General features: G+C 48.4%; 12 protein-coding genes and 1 pseudogene. 2 read left to right on the top strand and 11 right to left on the bottom strand.

Features of this window, described 5'->3' with window-relative positions:
• Positions 1 to 14: 14 nt before the first annotated feature.
• Complete coding sequence (typA, locus tag ACYRYG_RS07665) at positions 15 to 1,826, bottom strand: translational GTPase TypA (protein ID WP_293418264.1); 1,812 nt, start codon at positions 1,824 to 1,826, stop codon at positions 15 to 17.
• A gap of 265 nt (positions 1,827 to 2,091) precedes the next feature.
• Between typA and rpsO the strand changes: the two genes are divergently transcribed.
• Complete coding sequence (gene rpsO / locus ACYRYG_RS07660) at positions 2,092 to 2,361, top strand: 30S ribosomal protein S15 (protein WP_293418266.1); 270 nt, start codon at positions 2,092 to 2,094, stop codon at positions 2,359 to 2,361.
• Positions 2,362 to 2,451: 90 nt separating this feature from the next.
• Here the strand turns inward: rpsO and folK are convergent, their stop codons facing one another.
• The 6 genes from folK to ACYRYG_RS07630 all read right to left on the bottom strand — a co-directional run bounded on the left by folK (position 2,452) and on the right by ACYRYG_RS07630 (position 7,011).
• Positions 2,452 to 2,898 (bottom strand): 2-amino-4-hydroxy-6-hydroxymethyldihydropteridine diphosphokinase, encoded by a 447-nt coding sequence (folK, locus tag ACYRYG_RS07655; RefSeq protein WP_293418268.1) that lies wholly within the window; start codon positions 2,896 to 2,898, stop codon positions 2,452 to 2,454.
• Between the two features lie 82 nt (positions 2,899 to 2,980).
• Complete coding sequence (gene queA, locus ACYRYG_RS07650; RefSeq protein ID WP_293418270.1) at positions 2,981 to 4,147, bottom strand: tRNA preQ1(34) S-adenosylmethionine ribosyltransferase-isomerase QueA; 1,167 nt, start codon at positions 4,145 to 4,147, stop codon at positions 2,981 to 2,983.
• Positions 4,144 to 4,896 (bottom strand): tRNA pseudouridine(55) synthase TruB, encoded by a 753-nt coding sequence (truB, locus tag ACYRYG_RS07645; RefSeq protein WP_293418286.1) that lies wholly within the window; start codon positions 4,894 to 4,896, stop codon positions 4,144 to 4,146. Before truB ends, queA begins: the two co-directional genes overlap by 4 nt.
• 43 nt (positions 4,897 to 4,939) lie before the next feature.
• Complete coding sequence (locus ACYRYG_RS07640) at positions 4,940 to 5,770, bottom strand: undecaprenyl-diphosphate phosphatase (protein ID WP_293418272.1); 831 nt, start codon at positions 5,768 to 5,770, stop codon at positions 4,940 to 4,942.
• A gap of 20 nt (positions 5,771 to 5,790) precedes the next feature.
• The gene (locus ACYRYG_RS07635; protein WP_460197934.1) at positions 5,791 to 6,087 is read right to left on the bottom strand and encodes a DUF3098 domain-containing protein; all 297 of its coding nucleotides are present in this window, start codon (positions 6,085 to 6,087) and stop codon (positions 5,791 to 5,793) included.
• 45 nt (positions 6,088 to 6,132) lie between these two features.
• The gene (locus ACYRYG_RS07630) at positions 6,133 to 7,011 is read right to left on the bottom strand and encodes a cell division protein FtsX (RefSeq protein ID WP_293418274.1); all 879 of its coding nucleotides are present in this window, start codon (positions 7,009 to 7,011) and stop codon (positions 6,133 to 6,135) included.
• 253 nt (positions 7,012 to 7,264) lie between these two features.
• Here ACYRYG_RS07630 and ACYRYG_RS07625 point away from each other — a divergent pair, with 253 nt between their 5' ends.
• The gene (locus ACYRYG_RS07625; RefSeq protein ID WP_460197933.1) at positions 7,265 to 8,044 is read left to right on the top strand and encodes a radical SAM protein; all 780 of its coding nucleotides are present in this window, start codon (positions 7,265 to 7,267) and stop codon (positions 8,042 to 8,044) included.
• A 27-nt stretch (positions 8,045 to 8,071) separates the two neighbouring features.
• Here ACYRYG_RS07625 and ACYRYG_RS07620 read toward each other — a convergent pair whose 3' ends face one another.
• The 4 genes and pseudogenes from ACYRYG_RS07620 to ACYRYG_RS07605 form a co-directional block, all read right to left on the bottom strand.
• Positions 8,072 to 8,911 (bottom strand): acyl-ACP--UDP-N-acetylglucosamine O-acyltransferase, encoded by an 840-nt coding sequence (locus ACYRYG_RS07620; RefSeq protein ID WP_293418278.1) that lies wholly within the window; start codon positions 8,909 to 8,911, stop codon positions 8,072 to 8,074.
• 13 nt (positions 8,912 to 8,924) lie between these two features.
• Positions 8,925 to 10,385 (bottom strand): TolC family protein, encoded by a 1,461-nt coding sequence (locus ACYRYG_RS07615; protein ID WP_293428041.1) that lies wholly within the window; start codon positions 10,383 to 10,385, stop codon positions 8,925 to 8,927.
• Positions 10,386 to 10,398: 13 nt separating this feature from the next.
• The gene (locus ACYRYG_RS07610; protein WP_293425470.1) at positions 10,399 to 13,659 is read right to left on the bottom strand and encodes an efflux RND transporter permease subunit; all 3,261 of its coding nucleotides are present in this window, start codon (positions 13,657 to 13,659) and stop codon (positions 10,399 to 10,401) included.
• 18 nt (positions 13,660 to 13,677) lie between these two features.
• Positions 13,678 to 14,664, bottom strand: a pseudogene (locus ACYRYG_RS07605) (efflux RND transporter periplasmic adaptor subunit); the annotation flags it as partial.
• Positions 14,665 to 14,920 lie beyond the last annotated feature (256 nt).

Below are 14,920 nucleotides of genomic sequence, written 5' to 3'. Positions count from 1 at the left end.
CCTAGAGTTGCTTCTTATTCTTCAGAATTCTTATTCGCACGCTTACGCTCCAGATGATCCAGAAGGATCTTGCGCATACGCATACTCTTGGGAGTGACTTCTACATATTCATCCTGCTTGATGTATTCAAGGCACTCCTCCAGGCTCATCACCGTCTTGGGGATCACCCGAGCTTTCTCATCAGAGCCGCTCGCACGTACATTCGTCAACTGTTTAGCCTTGGTCACGTTTACCACCAGGTCTTTCTCATGGACATGCTCACCCACAACTTCGCCCGCATAAACATCCTCACCCGGATCAATGAAGAACTTTCCACGATCCCGGAGTTTGTCGAGTGCATACGCATAAGCCGTGCCGGTCTCCATAGCGATCATGGAGCCATTGGTACGACGCACGATCTCGCCCTTGTACGGCTGGTACTCCTTATAGCGGTGCGCCATGATAGCTTCTCCCTGAGAGGCTGTCAGCACATTCGTACGAAGTCCGATGATCCCGCGTGCAGGAATATCAAAAGTGATATTTACCCGGCTGCCTTCCGTATCCATGCCCGTCAACTCACCTTTACGACGAGTCACCATATCTACCATCTTGGAAGAATAGTCCTGAGGGACATTAATCGTCAGTTCCTCGACCGGTTCACACTTCTTTCCGTCAATGGTCTTATAGATCACCTGAGGCTGTCCTACCTGGAGCTCATACCCCTCACGGCGCATGGTCTCGATCAGCACAGAGAGGTGTAGCACACCACGTCCGCTGACAACCCATTTATCTCTTGATCCCTCTACATCGTGGACGCGGAGAGCCAGGTTCCTTTCCAGTTCATGGTGCAAACGATCCCCAATCTGCCGGGAAGTACAAAATTTACCCTCTCTGCCAAAGAAGGGAGAATCATTGATCGTAAAGAGCATACTCATGGTAGGCTCATCGACGGCGATAGGAGGCAGCGCTTCCGGATTATCATAGTCGGCGATGGTGTCCCCGATCTCAAAGTTAGGGATGCCGATGACTGCGCAGATGTCGCCACTGCTCACCTCATCCGTTCTCTTATGCGTGATACCTTCAAAGGTATGAAGCTCACCTATCTTGCACTTCTCCTGCGAGCCGTCACGGTGACAGACCGTCACGTTCATGCCGTCTTTCAGGGTTCCGCGACGTACGCGGCCCACTGCGATACGGCCGGTATAAGTACTATAATCAAGGGAGGTGATCAGCAACTGCGGAGTTCCCTCAAGACGTTTCGGGGCAGGGATAACTTCCAGGATTTTATCCAACAGATAGTCAATGTTCCCCGTAGGCTTCTTCCAGTCTGGTCCCATCCATCCCTGCTTTGCCGAGCCGTAAACCACCGGGAATTCCAGTTGGTCCTCAGTAGCATTCAGATCACACATCAGGTCAAAGACCATCTCAGCGACCTTTTCAGGACGGCAGTTCGGTTTATCGACCTTATTCACTACGACGATCGGCTTCAGGCCGAGCTTAAGGGCCTTCTGGAGCACAAAACGAGTCTGCGGCATCGGGCCTTCGAAGGCGTCTACCAGGAGCAGACAGCCATCAGCCATATTGAGCACCCGTTCTACCTCACCTCCAAAGTCAGAGTGGCCTGGAGTATCCAATATATTGATTTTGACACCTTTCCATTTCATCGAGACGTTCTTCGAGAGAATCGTGATTCCTCGTTCCCGCTCCAGATCATTGGAGTCCAATACTTCACCGCTTTCATCCTGGCCGTCACGGAACAGTTTTCCAGCGAGCAACATCTTGTCAACCAAAGTAGTTTTTCCGTGGTCAACGTGTGCAATAACAGCAACATTTCTAATGTCTTGCATTTCTTACTTTACCTTAAAATTTCGAATGCAAAATTACAAAAAAAGTTTGACAATCAATCTATTAGTGGATAAGAATCTCGTGAAACAGAGTGTTAAAAATATGGTTTTTGCTAAAATTCATCTGCATACGACACCCCATTGTCAAATATAATTCGTAACTTTGCCACCGTTTCGGAGTTTCCGATGCATTCGACGGCGTCCTGTTGGGATTAAGGCAGGGATCGCCCGAAGGATGTCATAGTAATTATCATTAATCCAATAAGTCATGTATTTACAGAAAGAAAAAAAGTTAGAGATCTTCAAGAAGTACGGCAAAGATGAGCGGGACACAGGTTCTTCAGAAGCTCAGATCGCCCTGTTCACCTATCGTATCAACCACTTGACAGAGCATGTCAAGAACCATCACAAGGATCATGTCACGACCCGTTCACTGACCCAGTTGGTAGGCAAGCGCCGTGCCTTACTGGACTACTTGTATAAGCGCGACATCAATCGTTATCGTGCGATCATCAAGTCATTAGGTCTCCGCAAATAACTTATCTTAGAGAAAGCCAAAAAGGCCCGGCACTGAATGTGCCGGGCCTTTTTGATGAAACCAGTTTCCTTCCGCAAGAGCAAGGAGCATTCACGGTTGCATTGAAAATGCGCTCCTTTTATTTTCCTCCTCCGCCAGTATTTCCATTAACGGTCTCATCACAAAATCACGTTGAAACATGAGAGGATGAGGGATTTTCAAGTCAGGTTCGTCCACCCTCAAATGATCATAAAGCAATATATCTATATCGATGACGCGGTCATGATAGACCCCGTCCTGACTCTTCTCGCGCCTTCCCAATTCCCTTTCTATATGCTGGGTAGTTCTCAGTACCCCCCTGGGGGAAAGGGATGTCCGCACCCCAATGCAACAATTCATGAAATCATGAACCGACTCAAAGCCCCACGGTTTTGTCTCAATGAGGGAAGACCGGCCGTCGACCCTGCCCACCTGCTTACAGATACGCAAGATCGCTTCATCGATATTCTGCCTGCGATTACCCATATTGGAGCCCAGTCCTAAATAGATCTGATGCATTTCAAAAACTTTAAAGCGGACGGGAAGGAATGGTATCAAGCCAAAGGCTCTTCCGTAACCGTCTCATCCTGAGGACAGTCCTCTAATCGTTGACGATCAGAAGGGCATCCCCGAAACAGCCGAATTGATAGCCGTTCTTGACCGCCATATTATAAGCTTCCATGACAAGATCATAGCCCCCGAAGGCTGCTGTGCTCATCAATAAAGGTGATTCCGGATGATAGAAATTGACGACCATACTGTCAGCCAGTCCGAAATCATAAGGCGGGAAGATAAACTTATTTGTCCAGCCCTTGTATTCCTTCAGGAGTCCGTCCGTGCCCACAGCCGTTTCGGTAGCCTTGGCCACGCTTGCTCCTACGATGCAGACATGATGGCCCATTTTCTTAGCCTGGTTGACCGTGTCACAAGCCTCTTTTCCGATCACCATTTCTTCCGAATCCATCTTATGTTTGGTCAGATCCTCCACCTCTATCTCGTGGAAGTTACCCAGTCCGCAGTGCAGGGTGATGAAAGCAGAATGGATGCCCTTGATCTCCATCATCTTCATCAGTTCGCGGCTGAAGTGAAGGCCTGTAGCAGGAGCTGTCACTGCCCCTTCATTCTTAGCGAACACACATTGGAAATTAACCAGGTCATCAGCCGTTGCATGATGATTCTCACGTCTGTCAATGATATATTTAGGCAAGGGAGCCTCTCCCAGGGCGAACAGGTTCCGCTTGAATTCCTCGTGAGGACTGTCATAGAGGAAGCGAAGTGTGCGGCCACGGCTGGTTGTGTTGTCGATGACCTCAGCAACCATCGTACCCGTATCGTCGAAAAAGAGTTTGTTGCCGATACGGATCTTGCGTGCAGGTTCCACGAGGACATCCCATAAACGCATCTCCTCATTGAGTTCCCGAAGGAGAAAGACCTCTATTTTCGCATCCGTTTTCTCCTTGGTGCCATACAGGCGGGCCGGGAACACTTTCGTATCATTGAAGACAAAGGTATCTCCTTCGCCGAAATAATCAAGCATATCCCAGAAGGTAAGGAAATCACCCTTGACGGGTTTGCCTTTTGCCCCTTTCTTGAACATCTCTATCTTGCCCGATTTCTTATGCGCCACCATTAACCGGCATTCATCCGAACGCAGCACCGTAAAAGTCTCTTTCGTACCATCCGTTTTGGTAATCGAATGTTTAGACTGATGCGGATAAAGTGCAACCAGTTCATCCGGTAATTTAAATTTAAACTGAGATAGTTTCATATCACTTCCTGTTCTCCTTTCTTTTCATGTAAAAGGTTTTCCAATTCGTTATCCTTAGGTTCTGTCACCTCCTCCAGCCACCTGTCAATATGATCAAAGTCTACACAATCAGCCACGGAGAATCCACTTGATCTCGTCCGCCGGAGTGAAGTCAGAAAAGCCCCACTGTCAAGTTTCCTCCCTACATCACGGGCCAGAGCCCGGATATAAGTTCCTTTTCCGCACACCACCCGGATGGTCATCTGCATGGTTTCAGGATAAAAATCCATCAGTTCGATCCGGTCTATATGGACGGGTTTGGGCTGCAGTACGACCTCCTTGCCAGCCCTTCGCAACTCATACGCCCGGTCACCTTTAATCTTGACTGCACTGTAAGAAGGAGGAGTCTGAAGGATGTCCCCCGTAAAAGATTCCAGGACCGTAAGGATTCTGTCTCTTGTGATCTGTAGTGTTGGAAACGTATGATCTACCGTTTGTTCCCGGTCATAACTCGGAGTAGTGGCCCCCAGTTGAAGCGTGGCAACATATTCCTTAGATCCCTGCTGCAGACGCTCGATCTGTTTGGTCATCTTTCCCGTACAAAGGACCAGCACTCCTGTCGCCAAAGGGTCCAGCGTGCCTGCATGACCGATTTTCACGCGATGGTGCAAGCGCTTTTTCAGCAAGTACCGGACATGGGCCAAAGCACCGAAACTGGATATTCTATAAGGTTTATCTATTGCAAAGATCGCTCCTTTCAAGAAATCTATTTTCCCGTTCTCTTCCACCTTCTCCATCCCGCTCAAAGGCCATTCAGCCCGCAATGACAAGAGAATGACCTGTAGCCAGAAGGATCAGGATGATTGCACCGATGATAATACGATACCATCCGAAAGGCCTGAACCCATGCTTCATGAGAAAACCGACAAACCATTTCATGGCCAGCATAGCTACCACAAAAGCGATGGCACACCCTAAGACCAATAAAAAAATATTATGAGAGGTGGCCCACGTGGTCCCCGCCTTCAGCATGTCAAGAAGATCCAGGAGGGTTGCTCCGGCCATGGTAGGCACTGCGAGGAAGAAGGAAAACTCCGCTGCGCGCTTCCGCGTCAGTTTCTGGGCCATGCCCCCTACTATCGTTGCCATACTGCGGCTGACGCCCGGAATCACGGAGATGCACTGGAACAGTCCGATCATAAACGCGCGTTTGGTAGTCACCTTATTCTGATCTGTCCCCTTATTAAAGATCCGGTCAACAAACAGCATGAAGATACCTCCGATGACCAGCATGACCGCCACGACATTCACGCTGTCAAGCAGAAAGTCCAGCAGTCCGCTCTCCTTAGCGAACAGTCCGATAAAAACGGCCGGGATAACCCCTATGATCAACAACCCATAGAACTTCATCTTTTGCAGGAACTCCTTCCTGTTGCGCATCTGGAAGAAATGCTTCCAATACAAGCAGACCACAGAAAGGATAGCGCCAAACTGTATGATAAAGGTAAAGGCATGCACGAATGGATCCCCCTGGCGTACACCCAGGAGATTCTGTGCAATAATCATGTGACCGGTAGAAGAAACAGGAAGGAATTCCGTCAATCCCTCGACAATAGAGATGATAATAGTCTGAAATAAAGTCATAAGAAAATACCGATGATCAATTAATGTTTATCAATAGAAGAATCTTTCTCCCCCTGAACATCTTTGATTTCAGGCATTTTGTCAGCTTTCTGAGGATCTTTTGGTCTTCTGGCGACAGCATAAATCATAGACAAAAAGCCGATCAGACACACTACAGGAGCGACCTTGATCCTCCTAACGCTGAATATTGACGGCTCAAAATGAGTTTCATTAGAACCCGGTCCGGCCATCAGCACAAAACCGATGACGACAATCAACATACCGACAGCCAGCAAAATGAAGTTGACTTTATCGAATGCATAATTTCTTTTATCCATAATTTTAATGATTTCTTTTATTTTACTCAAGAGAAGCACACTCCCTCAAATTTTATACAACTCTCCAGCCTTCATTTTCAAGAACTTATTCACTGAAATGCTTGCACAAATAGCCGTTATAATGATTCCGAACAGGAATACCGCAGCCCCCGTAATAGCCATCTCCCGCCAGGTCATGATCGTAAGGATTCCCGGTTCATAACGATAGAGCGCATAGACGCCACAGCCCAGGACTGCACAGGACAACACCGCAGCGACCAGTCCGATAAGGATGGCATCCGTGATGAAAGGCCTTCGGATAAATCCCCACGAAGCTCCTACGAGCTTCATGGTATGGATGGAAAATCTGCGCGAGTAGATGCCCAGACGAACGGTATTGCTGATCAAGGAGAAGGACACGAAAGTGAGCAGCACAGCAATAACGAGCAAGATGACGCTGATTTTCGCAATGTTCTGATTGACCTCATTGATCAAGTCCTTCTGATAATCAATCTCGCTGACTTTCGGATAAGTCTTCAGTTCCCTGGAGATCCATCTGAGGGAATCATCATTCGCATAATTACCTTTCACCGTAATCTCAATGGAAGAAAGGAAAGGGTTCACGCCGGCAAACTCACTCGGATTCGTCCCCAGCTCCTTCGTCCCTTCCCTCAAGGCTTCTTCCTTGCTGACATAATGGAGACTATTCACATAAGGACGGACTTTCAACTTATTACAGATCTGCTGAGCTTCGGGAGAGGTCATATCCTGATCCAGCATAATCTGGACCACGAAATTCTCCTTCACATAGGTCGACAGGTTCCGCGCCAGAAGCGTAGAGCATACGACCAATCCTAACAAGACGAGCACCATGGCAGTACTTATACATAAAGTAACAACCTGTAATCCATGATGATTGCGGGTTCTCTGACGATTCTTTCCCATCCTTAATCAAGGGCTATTTTAAAAATATCTGCTTCATGCCGCTCATGATCTTCCTCTCTGAAAGAAGCTTCAAGAAAAGAGCAACATTCACCTATTTAGGTTGCAAATATACGATAAAAGCTTTTAAAACACGACCGTTTAACGAGTATTAACACGGAAAATACAGATTGGAAAGTCTGATTCAAATTAATTTCATACCTTTGTAGTATGATCGCAAAGATTATATCTAACAATATCTAATTCTTGGACAACAATGAGCACAGTTATCTATTCATCCCCTATATATGGTCCGGTACACAGTCGGAGATTAGGACTTTCCCTGGGCATCAACCTGATGCCTGCAGATGGAAAGATCTGCAATTTCGACTGCATCTACTGTGAGTGTGGATTCAACAAAGACCGGAAGACGGTCACCCGGCGGCCTACGCGGAAAGAAATCTCTGCCGCCCTGGAAGCAAAGCTAAAGGAAATGCACGAGCGGAACGAGCATCCGGACGTGCTTACGTTTGCAGGGAATGGGGAGCCTACCGGTCATCCCGACTTTGCCGGAATCATCAATGATACCATAGAATTGCGCGACCGGTTCTGCCCTCAGGCTAAAATCTCCGTATTGAGCAATTCCACCCAGATCTTCCGGGGGGATGTGCACGGGGCACTGATGAAAGTAGACAATAACATCCTTAAACTGGACACTGTCAACCCGAAATACATCCAGTTAGTAAACCGTCCGACGAACCCCAATTACCATGTCCGGAGAATCATCGAAGGCCTGGAGAGTTTCCACGGCCGCCTCATCATCCAGACGATGTTCATGAAAGGTACCATCGATGGGAAAAACGTGGACAACACGGGCGACGAATATGTCAAGCCATGGATCAAGGCCCTTGTAGACATCTCCCCCAAGGAAGTCATGATCTATACCATCGCACGGGAGACTCCCGACCAGGATCTCAGGAAAGCCACCCCGGAAGAGTTGAATGCTATCCGGGACCGGGTCAAGCTTGAGGGATTAATGTGTACAGCCTCATACTGATATCCCCGGCTCTCCCGGCACAGCTCATCACCAGGTCTTCCCGATAATTCCCAGTTGGGACGCATTGATAAAATCAACGATATTACGGATCTGAGGTCCATCCGGCACCTGGTTCTTGATTTGCAGAACAGCATCCAGGATACTGTTCTGGCCATGAAACACGAGGCGATAAGCATTTGCTATATGATTCTGAACTTTCTGCTCCACTCCGTAGGAAGTCATCATCACCGAGTTGATCCCATTATACCGTGCCGGATTACCACCAGCGATTACATAAGGTGGAATATCCTTCGAGAATGTTGACCCGGCCTGGATCATCGACCCTTCTCCCACGCGGGTGCCCCCGTTTTCAATAACACTGGACGAGAAGATCACCCGGTCAGCAATCTGACAGTCTCCGGCGATCTTAGTACCATACCCGAACACACATTTATCCCCTATCTTGGTATCATGGGAGATATGAGTACCTTCCATCAGAAAATTATGATTGCCGATGACCGTCTGGCCGCCGGTATGGGAAGCACGGTTAATGACGATGTTTTCCCGGAAAATATTATGATTGCCGATGATCAACTCCGTTTCCTCACCTTTGAAACTGAAATCCTGTGGGAGTGCGCCAAGCACCGTATTCTGGCAAATGATATTATCACTCCCCAGTTGGGTACCACTCATCACACTCACGTTCGGAAAGAGCGTACAATGGTCACCGATGATAATCTTGCCCGACATACTCACATTCGAGTAGATCGTCACATGATCACCGATGACGACATTTCCTGCAATGAAGACAAAGGGGCCGATGGTCACATCATCACCCATTTTCACCTCAGGCCCGATAACCGCACGATCACTTATTTTATTTGCCATATTGAACGAAATCTTAATGTTTTATTTTCGAAACGCGGGCAGAATCAGCAGCCTGAACCTCAGCCTGCTCATTAGCCATATAGAGTTCACCGGATCCCCCTCCTAACGCAGAGTAGAGGTCGACGACAGCCTGCATCTTATAGAAGTCATCAGCCACCTTAGAGAGTTCCACATTGAGAAGGCTGGACTGAGCCTGGATCACTTCGAGATAGGTCGTATTGGACTGTCCCATCAAGGCTCTCGTATCCTCAACATTTTTCTTCAGCACTTCGATCTGCTTGGCTTCAATAGCGCCCTTCTCTGCCGAAGAATTGTACAGGACGAGGGCATTGCTGACCTCACTGCCTGCTTTCAGAATTGCATTCTGCCAGTTGTTGAAGGCGATCTGATACTGGTCCTTCGCCACCTTCAGTCCGGCGACCAGTTGGCCTTTCATGAAGATCGGCTGCGTCAGGGATCCGACAGCCGAGAGGAGCCATTTCCCCGGATTGACAATCCCCAGACCACTGCTATTGGTAAAAGCTCCACTGGCCGAAATATTCAGCACCGGATAAAACCGGCTGCGAGCCTCCTCTACATTATAGAAACATCCGGCAAGGGCCATCTCCTCTGCATGCACGTCAGCACGATTACGCAGCAACTGGATACCTATGCCCGTAGAAAACTCCGATGGCAGGCTCTCATGGTCCAGTTGTCCCCGCAGAATAGAATGAGCCGGCTCACCGAGCAGGATGGAAAGAGAATTTTCCGTCTCCCGGATCTGGCGCAGCAGATCAGTCTTCTGCGCGAGCACGGAATAATAGTTGGCTTCCGCACTTTCCACACCGGTAGAGCGGACACGTCCCAACTCCTTTTCAGCCTTCATGATGTCCCAGGTACTCTTCGTCAGCCCTGCCATATCATCGACCATCTTCACTTGCTTGTCCAGCATCTCCAACGTATAATACAAATTGGCGATATTTTCAATCAACTGAGTCTGCACTCCCACCTGATAGTCCTTCCTTTCCAGAAGAGCCATCTGGGTACTACGCTTTGAGGCAGTAAGTGTGCCGAAAATATCAGCATCCCAACTTGCATTTACGGGTAAGGAATAGATCTTGCTGGCCTTATTCCCGTCCCATGAAGAGATCGTACCCTTAGGAGTAAGCGTAAACCCAGGCAGGAAAGCCAACTTTGCAGCCTTGAGTTGTGTCTCTGCGATCTGTACGTTGACAGCAGCGTTCAGCAGATCCGGATTATTATGCAAAGCCCTCTCAATCAGGTTCTGGAGCAACGGATCCGTGAAGACAGAACGCCAAGGCATGTTGCCAAAACTGGCCGTATCCTTTGCCGTCAGCGTGTCCCCGCGGGAAACGCCATCACGGAAAATCCCCCTGGCATTCACATCCGGACGCGTGTAAGTTCCGTAAAGGCTCTTGCAGCCGGCAAGAGCCAGGACTGCAAGACCTATAACGATCATATTTGATTTCTTCATAACTGTATTTTCCTTATTTAACTTCACCCTGCGTCGGGAAATTCGCATACTGTTTCAATTCCTGAGTCAACTCCTCCGAAGGTTTCTCATCATCAAACTTCAGCGGTTTGATCTTCTCCTGCAGCCACTCGAAGACAACGAACAATGCAGGCACAATAAAGATCTGGAGGAAAGTACCTATCAGCATACCTCCCACGGCGGCAGCACCCAGCGTCTCATTACCATTTTTACCTACTCCACTGGCGAACATCAAAGGCAACAGACCGATAATCATTGCCAGGGAAGTCATCAGAATCGGGCGTAGACGGGCTCCCGCGCCCAGGATAGCACTATACTTGATTGCCATACCGGTCCGGCGCCTCTCAAGAGCAAACTGAACAATCAAGATCGCATTCTTGGACAACAAACCAATCAGCATGATCAGCGAGATCTGCATATAGATGTCATTGGAATGCCCGAAGAGATTGGTAAACAGGAATGCTCCGGCGAGTCCGAACGGCACGGAGAGGACCACCGACAAAGGCAGGATATAGCTCTCATACTGTGCGCTCAGAATCAGGTAGACGAAGACGATACACAACAGGAAAATAATCCCCGTAGTGTTGGAAGACTGAGCCTCAGACCGGGTCAGACCAGAATAGTCAATAGTATATCCTGACGGTAAAGTCTGTTTGGCCACCTCCTGTACAGCTTTCAGAGCCTGTCCTGAAGAATAGCCACTTGCAGGACTTGCATTGACATCAATACTCGTAAACATATTGAAACGGCCGATATTGGCAGGCCCGTAAACCCGTTTTAACGTCACAAAAGAACTGATAGGAGCCATTCCCCCTGTTGTCCGGACATAAATCTTGGAAAGGCCGTCAGGACGCATCCTGCTTGCCGTCTCTCCCTGGACCATCACACGGTACAACTTGCCATAGAGGTTGAAATTAGACGCATAAAGGCCACCATAATAGCCCTGCAGCGTTGACAAGACAACTGCCGGTGACGTGCCAGCTTCCTTACATTTGGCGACATCTACATTGACCATGTACTGAGGATAGTCAGGGTTATAAGAGGTCATCGCCTTGCTGATCTCCGGGCGTTTGTTCAACGCAGCCAGATATTGCTGGGTAATGTTGAAGAACTTGTTCAAATTCCCGCCCGTCCGGTCCTGTACGACGAAGGTCAGGCCGTTGGTAGCACTAAAACCAGGAACCATCGGTGGAGCGAATGCCAGTATCTGGGCACCTTTAATGTTTCCAGTCTGCTTATAGATCATCCCCAGCACTGAAGTGTTCGCCATCGGGTTAACGAAGAAGCGCATCAGGCCGTCACCCTGCCAAAGTCCGGAGAGATCATAGAAGAAACCACTCGGACGATCCTTGTACGGTTTCAGTTTGACGACAAACGTTGCCTGGTTAGAGCCCTGTCCGGCAATGAAACTATACCCTATAATCTTCTCACGCGTTTCTATAGCCGGATTGTTCGCCAGCATATCATCAATCTGGTCCGACACCTTCTGGGTATGATCCTGGGAAGTGCCAGGGGGCAAGGAAACAGTGATGAACAGAGTACCCGTATCCTCATCCGGCACAAGGCCTGTCTTGGTCACGGACATCAGGATCACCAGTGCGGCAATCCCCGCGACGACCACGATACCCGTAGCGACACGATGATTGATCACCCGCTCAACTCCCTTTTTATACTTCACCAGCACCTTGTTATATGTCCGGTTGAAACCTGCATGAAAACGGTCTATCCATGACAGTTTCTTCTCTTCTTCCTGATCCTTCTTCGGTTTCAGGAAAATGGCGCACAGCGCAGGTGACAGGGTCAAAGCATTCAGTGCAGAGATGACAATACTGATGGCCATCGTGATTCCGAACTCCTTATAGAAGGTTCCCGAAATTCCGCCCACGAATGAAACGGGGATAAATACGGCTGCCATAACCAGGGTGATCGATATAATTGCACCGGAGATCTCGTTCATGGCATCAATAGCCGCCGTTAACGAACTCTTATATCCCTGGTCCAGTTTGGCATGCACTGCCTCCACCACCACAATGGCATCATCCACCACGATGGCGATGGCAAGGAGCAAGGCTGACAAGGTCAGCAGATTGAGAGAGAACCCAAACAAGAGCAAGAAGAAGAACGTTCCCACCAATGCCACCGGTACGGCAATCAACGGGATCAGGGTCGACCTGAAATCCTGCAGGAAGACATAGACCACGAGGAACACCAGGAACAAGGTAATGAAAAGTGTCTTCACGACCTCATGAACAGAGGCATTCAGGTATTCCGTCACATCATATTCTATCTTGTAGGTCATGCCTGAAGGAAACGATTTGGCCTGTTTCTTCAACTCTGCCTTCACATTATTGGCAATCTGAGTAGCATTGGAACCGGCTATCTGCTCTACCATACCCATGGAAGACGGTTGCCCGTTGTTCTTCATGGAAACGGAATACATCAAACTCCCGAGTTCTATGCTGGCAACATCCCTCAAATGCAAGGTCTGCCCATTTGTGTTGGACGAAATGATAATGTTACCATATTCCTCCGGTGTTTTCAAACGACCCTTATAGCGCATGGTATACTCGTAGGCCATGTTGCTGTTTTCGCCGAATGATCCAGGAGCTGCCTCGATGTTCTGCTCTGCCAGAGCAGCAGTAATATCCGAAGGCATCAAGCCATACTGTTTCATCTTGTCCGGTTTCAGCCAGATTCTCATAGAATAAGTCTTGGTACCCGGACTCCGGACATCTCCTACTCCGGAAATACGTTTGAGGGCAGGAATAACATTAATGTCATTATAGTTAGTGAGGAACTGGTCATCATATTTTCCACCCTTGCTCGTCAAAGAGTACATGATGACCTGAGAAGTCTGGCGCTTGATGACCTGAACACCCACCTTGGTAACCTCAGCAGGGAGTAAGGCCTGTGCCTGCTGGACACGGTTCTGCACATTCACGGCAGCCATATCAGGATTGGTCCCCTGCTTGAATAACACGGTTATGGTGGCAGAGCCCTGGTTAGTGGCCGTAGAGGTCATATAAGTCATGTTCTCCACACCATTGATGGATTCCTCAAGTGGGGTTACGACTGAATTCATCACCGTCTCCGCATCGGCTCCCTGATAAGTCGTATAGACAATAATGGTAGGGGGAGCAATATCCGGATACTGTTCGACGGGCAAACTGACGAGCCCGATGATGCCCAACAAGACCAAGGTAATGGAAATTACCGTTGATAGAACCGGGCGTTTTATAAAGTTGGTAAAAGACATATACGAAACTTAAAACTATTAATTACCTTTCATCGCATTGATAAAGCCTTTGGCAGAATTCTGTTTAGAGCCCAGTTTTGCCGCCTTATCAAGATTTTCCTGATATTGTTCTTCAGTGATCGGCACTATTTTCATCCCATCGGTCAACGAGGAAATGCCCTTCGTAACGATACGGTCTCCCACATGAAGCCCGCCCGTGACAATATAATGAAGACCATCATTCTGTGGATTTACCATAATCTCCGTATACTTCACCTTATTATCCTGACCTACGACATAAACAAAGATCTTGTCCTGTACCTGCGTGCAGGCCTCCTGAGGAATGACGATGGCACGACTGTCGTCACTAGGAATAACGATCTGGCCGGATCCGCCACTCCGCAATAATCCCTGAGGATTGGAGAAATGTGCAATCAACGACACTGCACCGGTCGTCGGATCAATGACACCACTCATCTTTACCACCCTTCCCGGCTGGTTATAGGTGCTGCCATCAGCCAGCAGCAACTTTACTGCGGGGAAAGAAGCCAGCGCAGACTGCAAACTGCCGGAAGACTGGCTCAATCTCATGATCTCACTTTCAGAAATAGAGAAGAACACCTCAACCGTACGGACATCACTGACCGTAGTAAATGGAGTCTGCATGGATGGACTTACCAATGTTCCGATCTTATAGGGCAAACTGCCAATGACTCCCGGGACAGGTGCTGTCACCGTACAATAAGACAGATTCTGCTGTGCTGCTATCACTGCTGCACGTGCCTGGGCTACCTGAGCTCCCGCAGAACGATAAGAATCATAAGCTGTCTGCAACTCATACTTGCCGATAATGTTCTTTGCAAAAAGTTTTCTGCTGTTCTGGTAGGTCAGACGGGTCGTATTCCTCTGTGCAATGGCCGTTCCTACGGCCGCACGTGCCTGGAGTACAGCAGCACGGTAAGTCTGACTGTCTATCGTGAAGAGCACTTGCCCGGCCTGGACGGCCTGACCTTCATGGACAAAAACAGGGGCACATGTATAAATCCGTGTTGACTATAAGAAAATAAAGGTTGAAGTTATAAGTTGTAGAATGCAAGAAAGAGCGTATCTTTGCATCCATGAACAACAATAACAATAAATCCTATGAGTTCTTTGCAAGTTTCCTTCTTCCGGAAGGTATACTTGACTGGTTTGACCTTGTAAAGGTAGAAGAAGAGAAGTTGAAGATCTCTAAAAAGAATGTGTACACCGGTATCCTGCATGTATATCTTGATGAGCGGGA

This window comes from Segatella asaccharophila (assembly GCF_054687055.1).
Note: the sequence above shows the minus strand (reverse complement) of the source record. Positions and strands in the feature narration are given on the sequence as shown.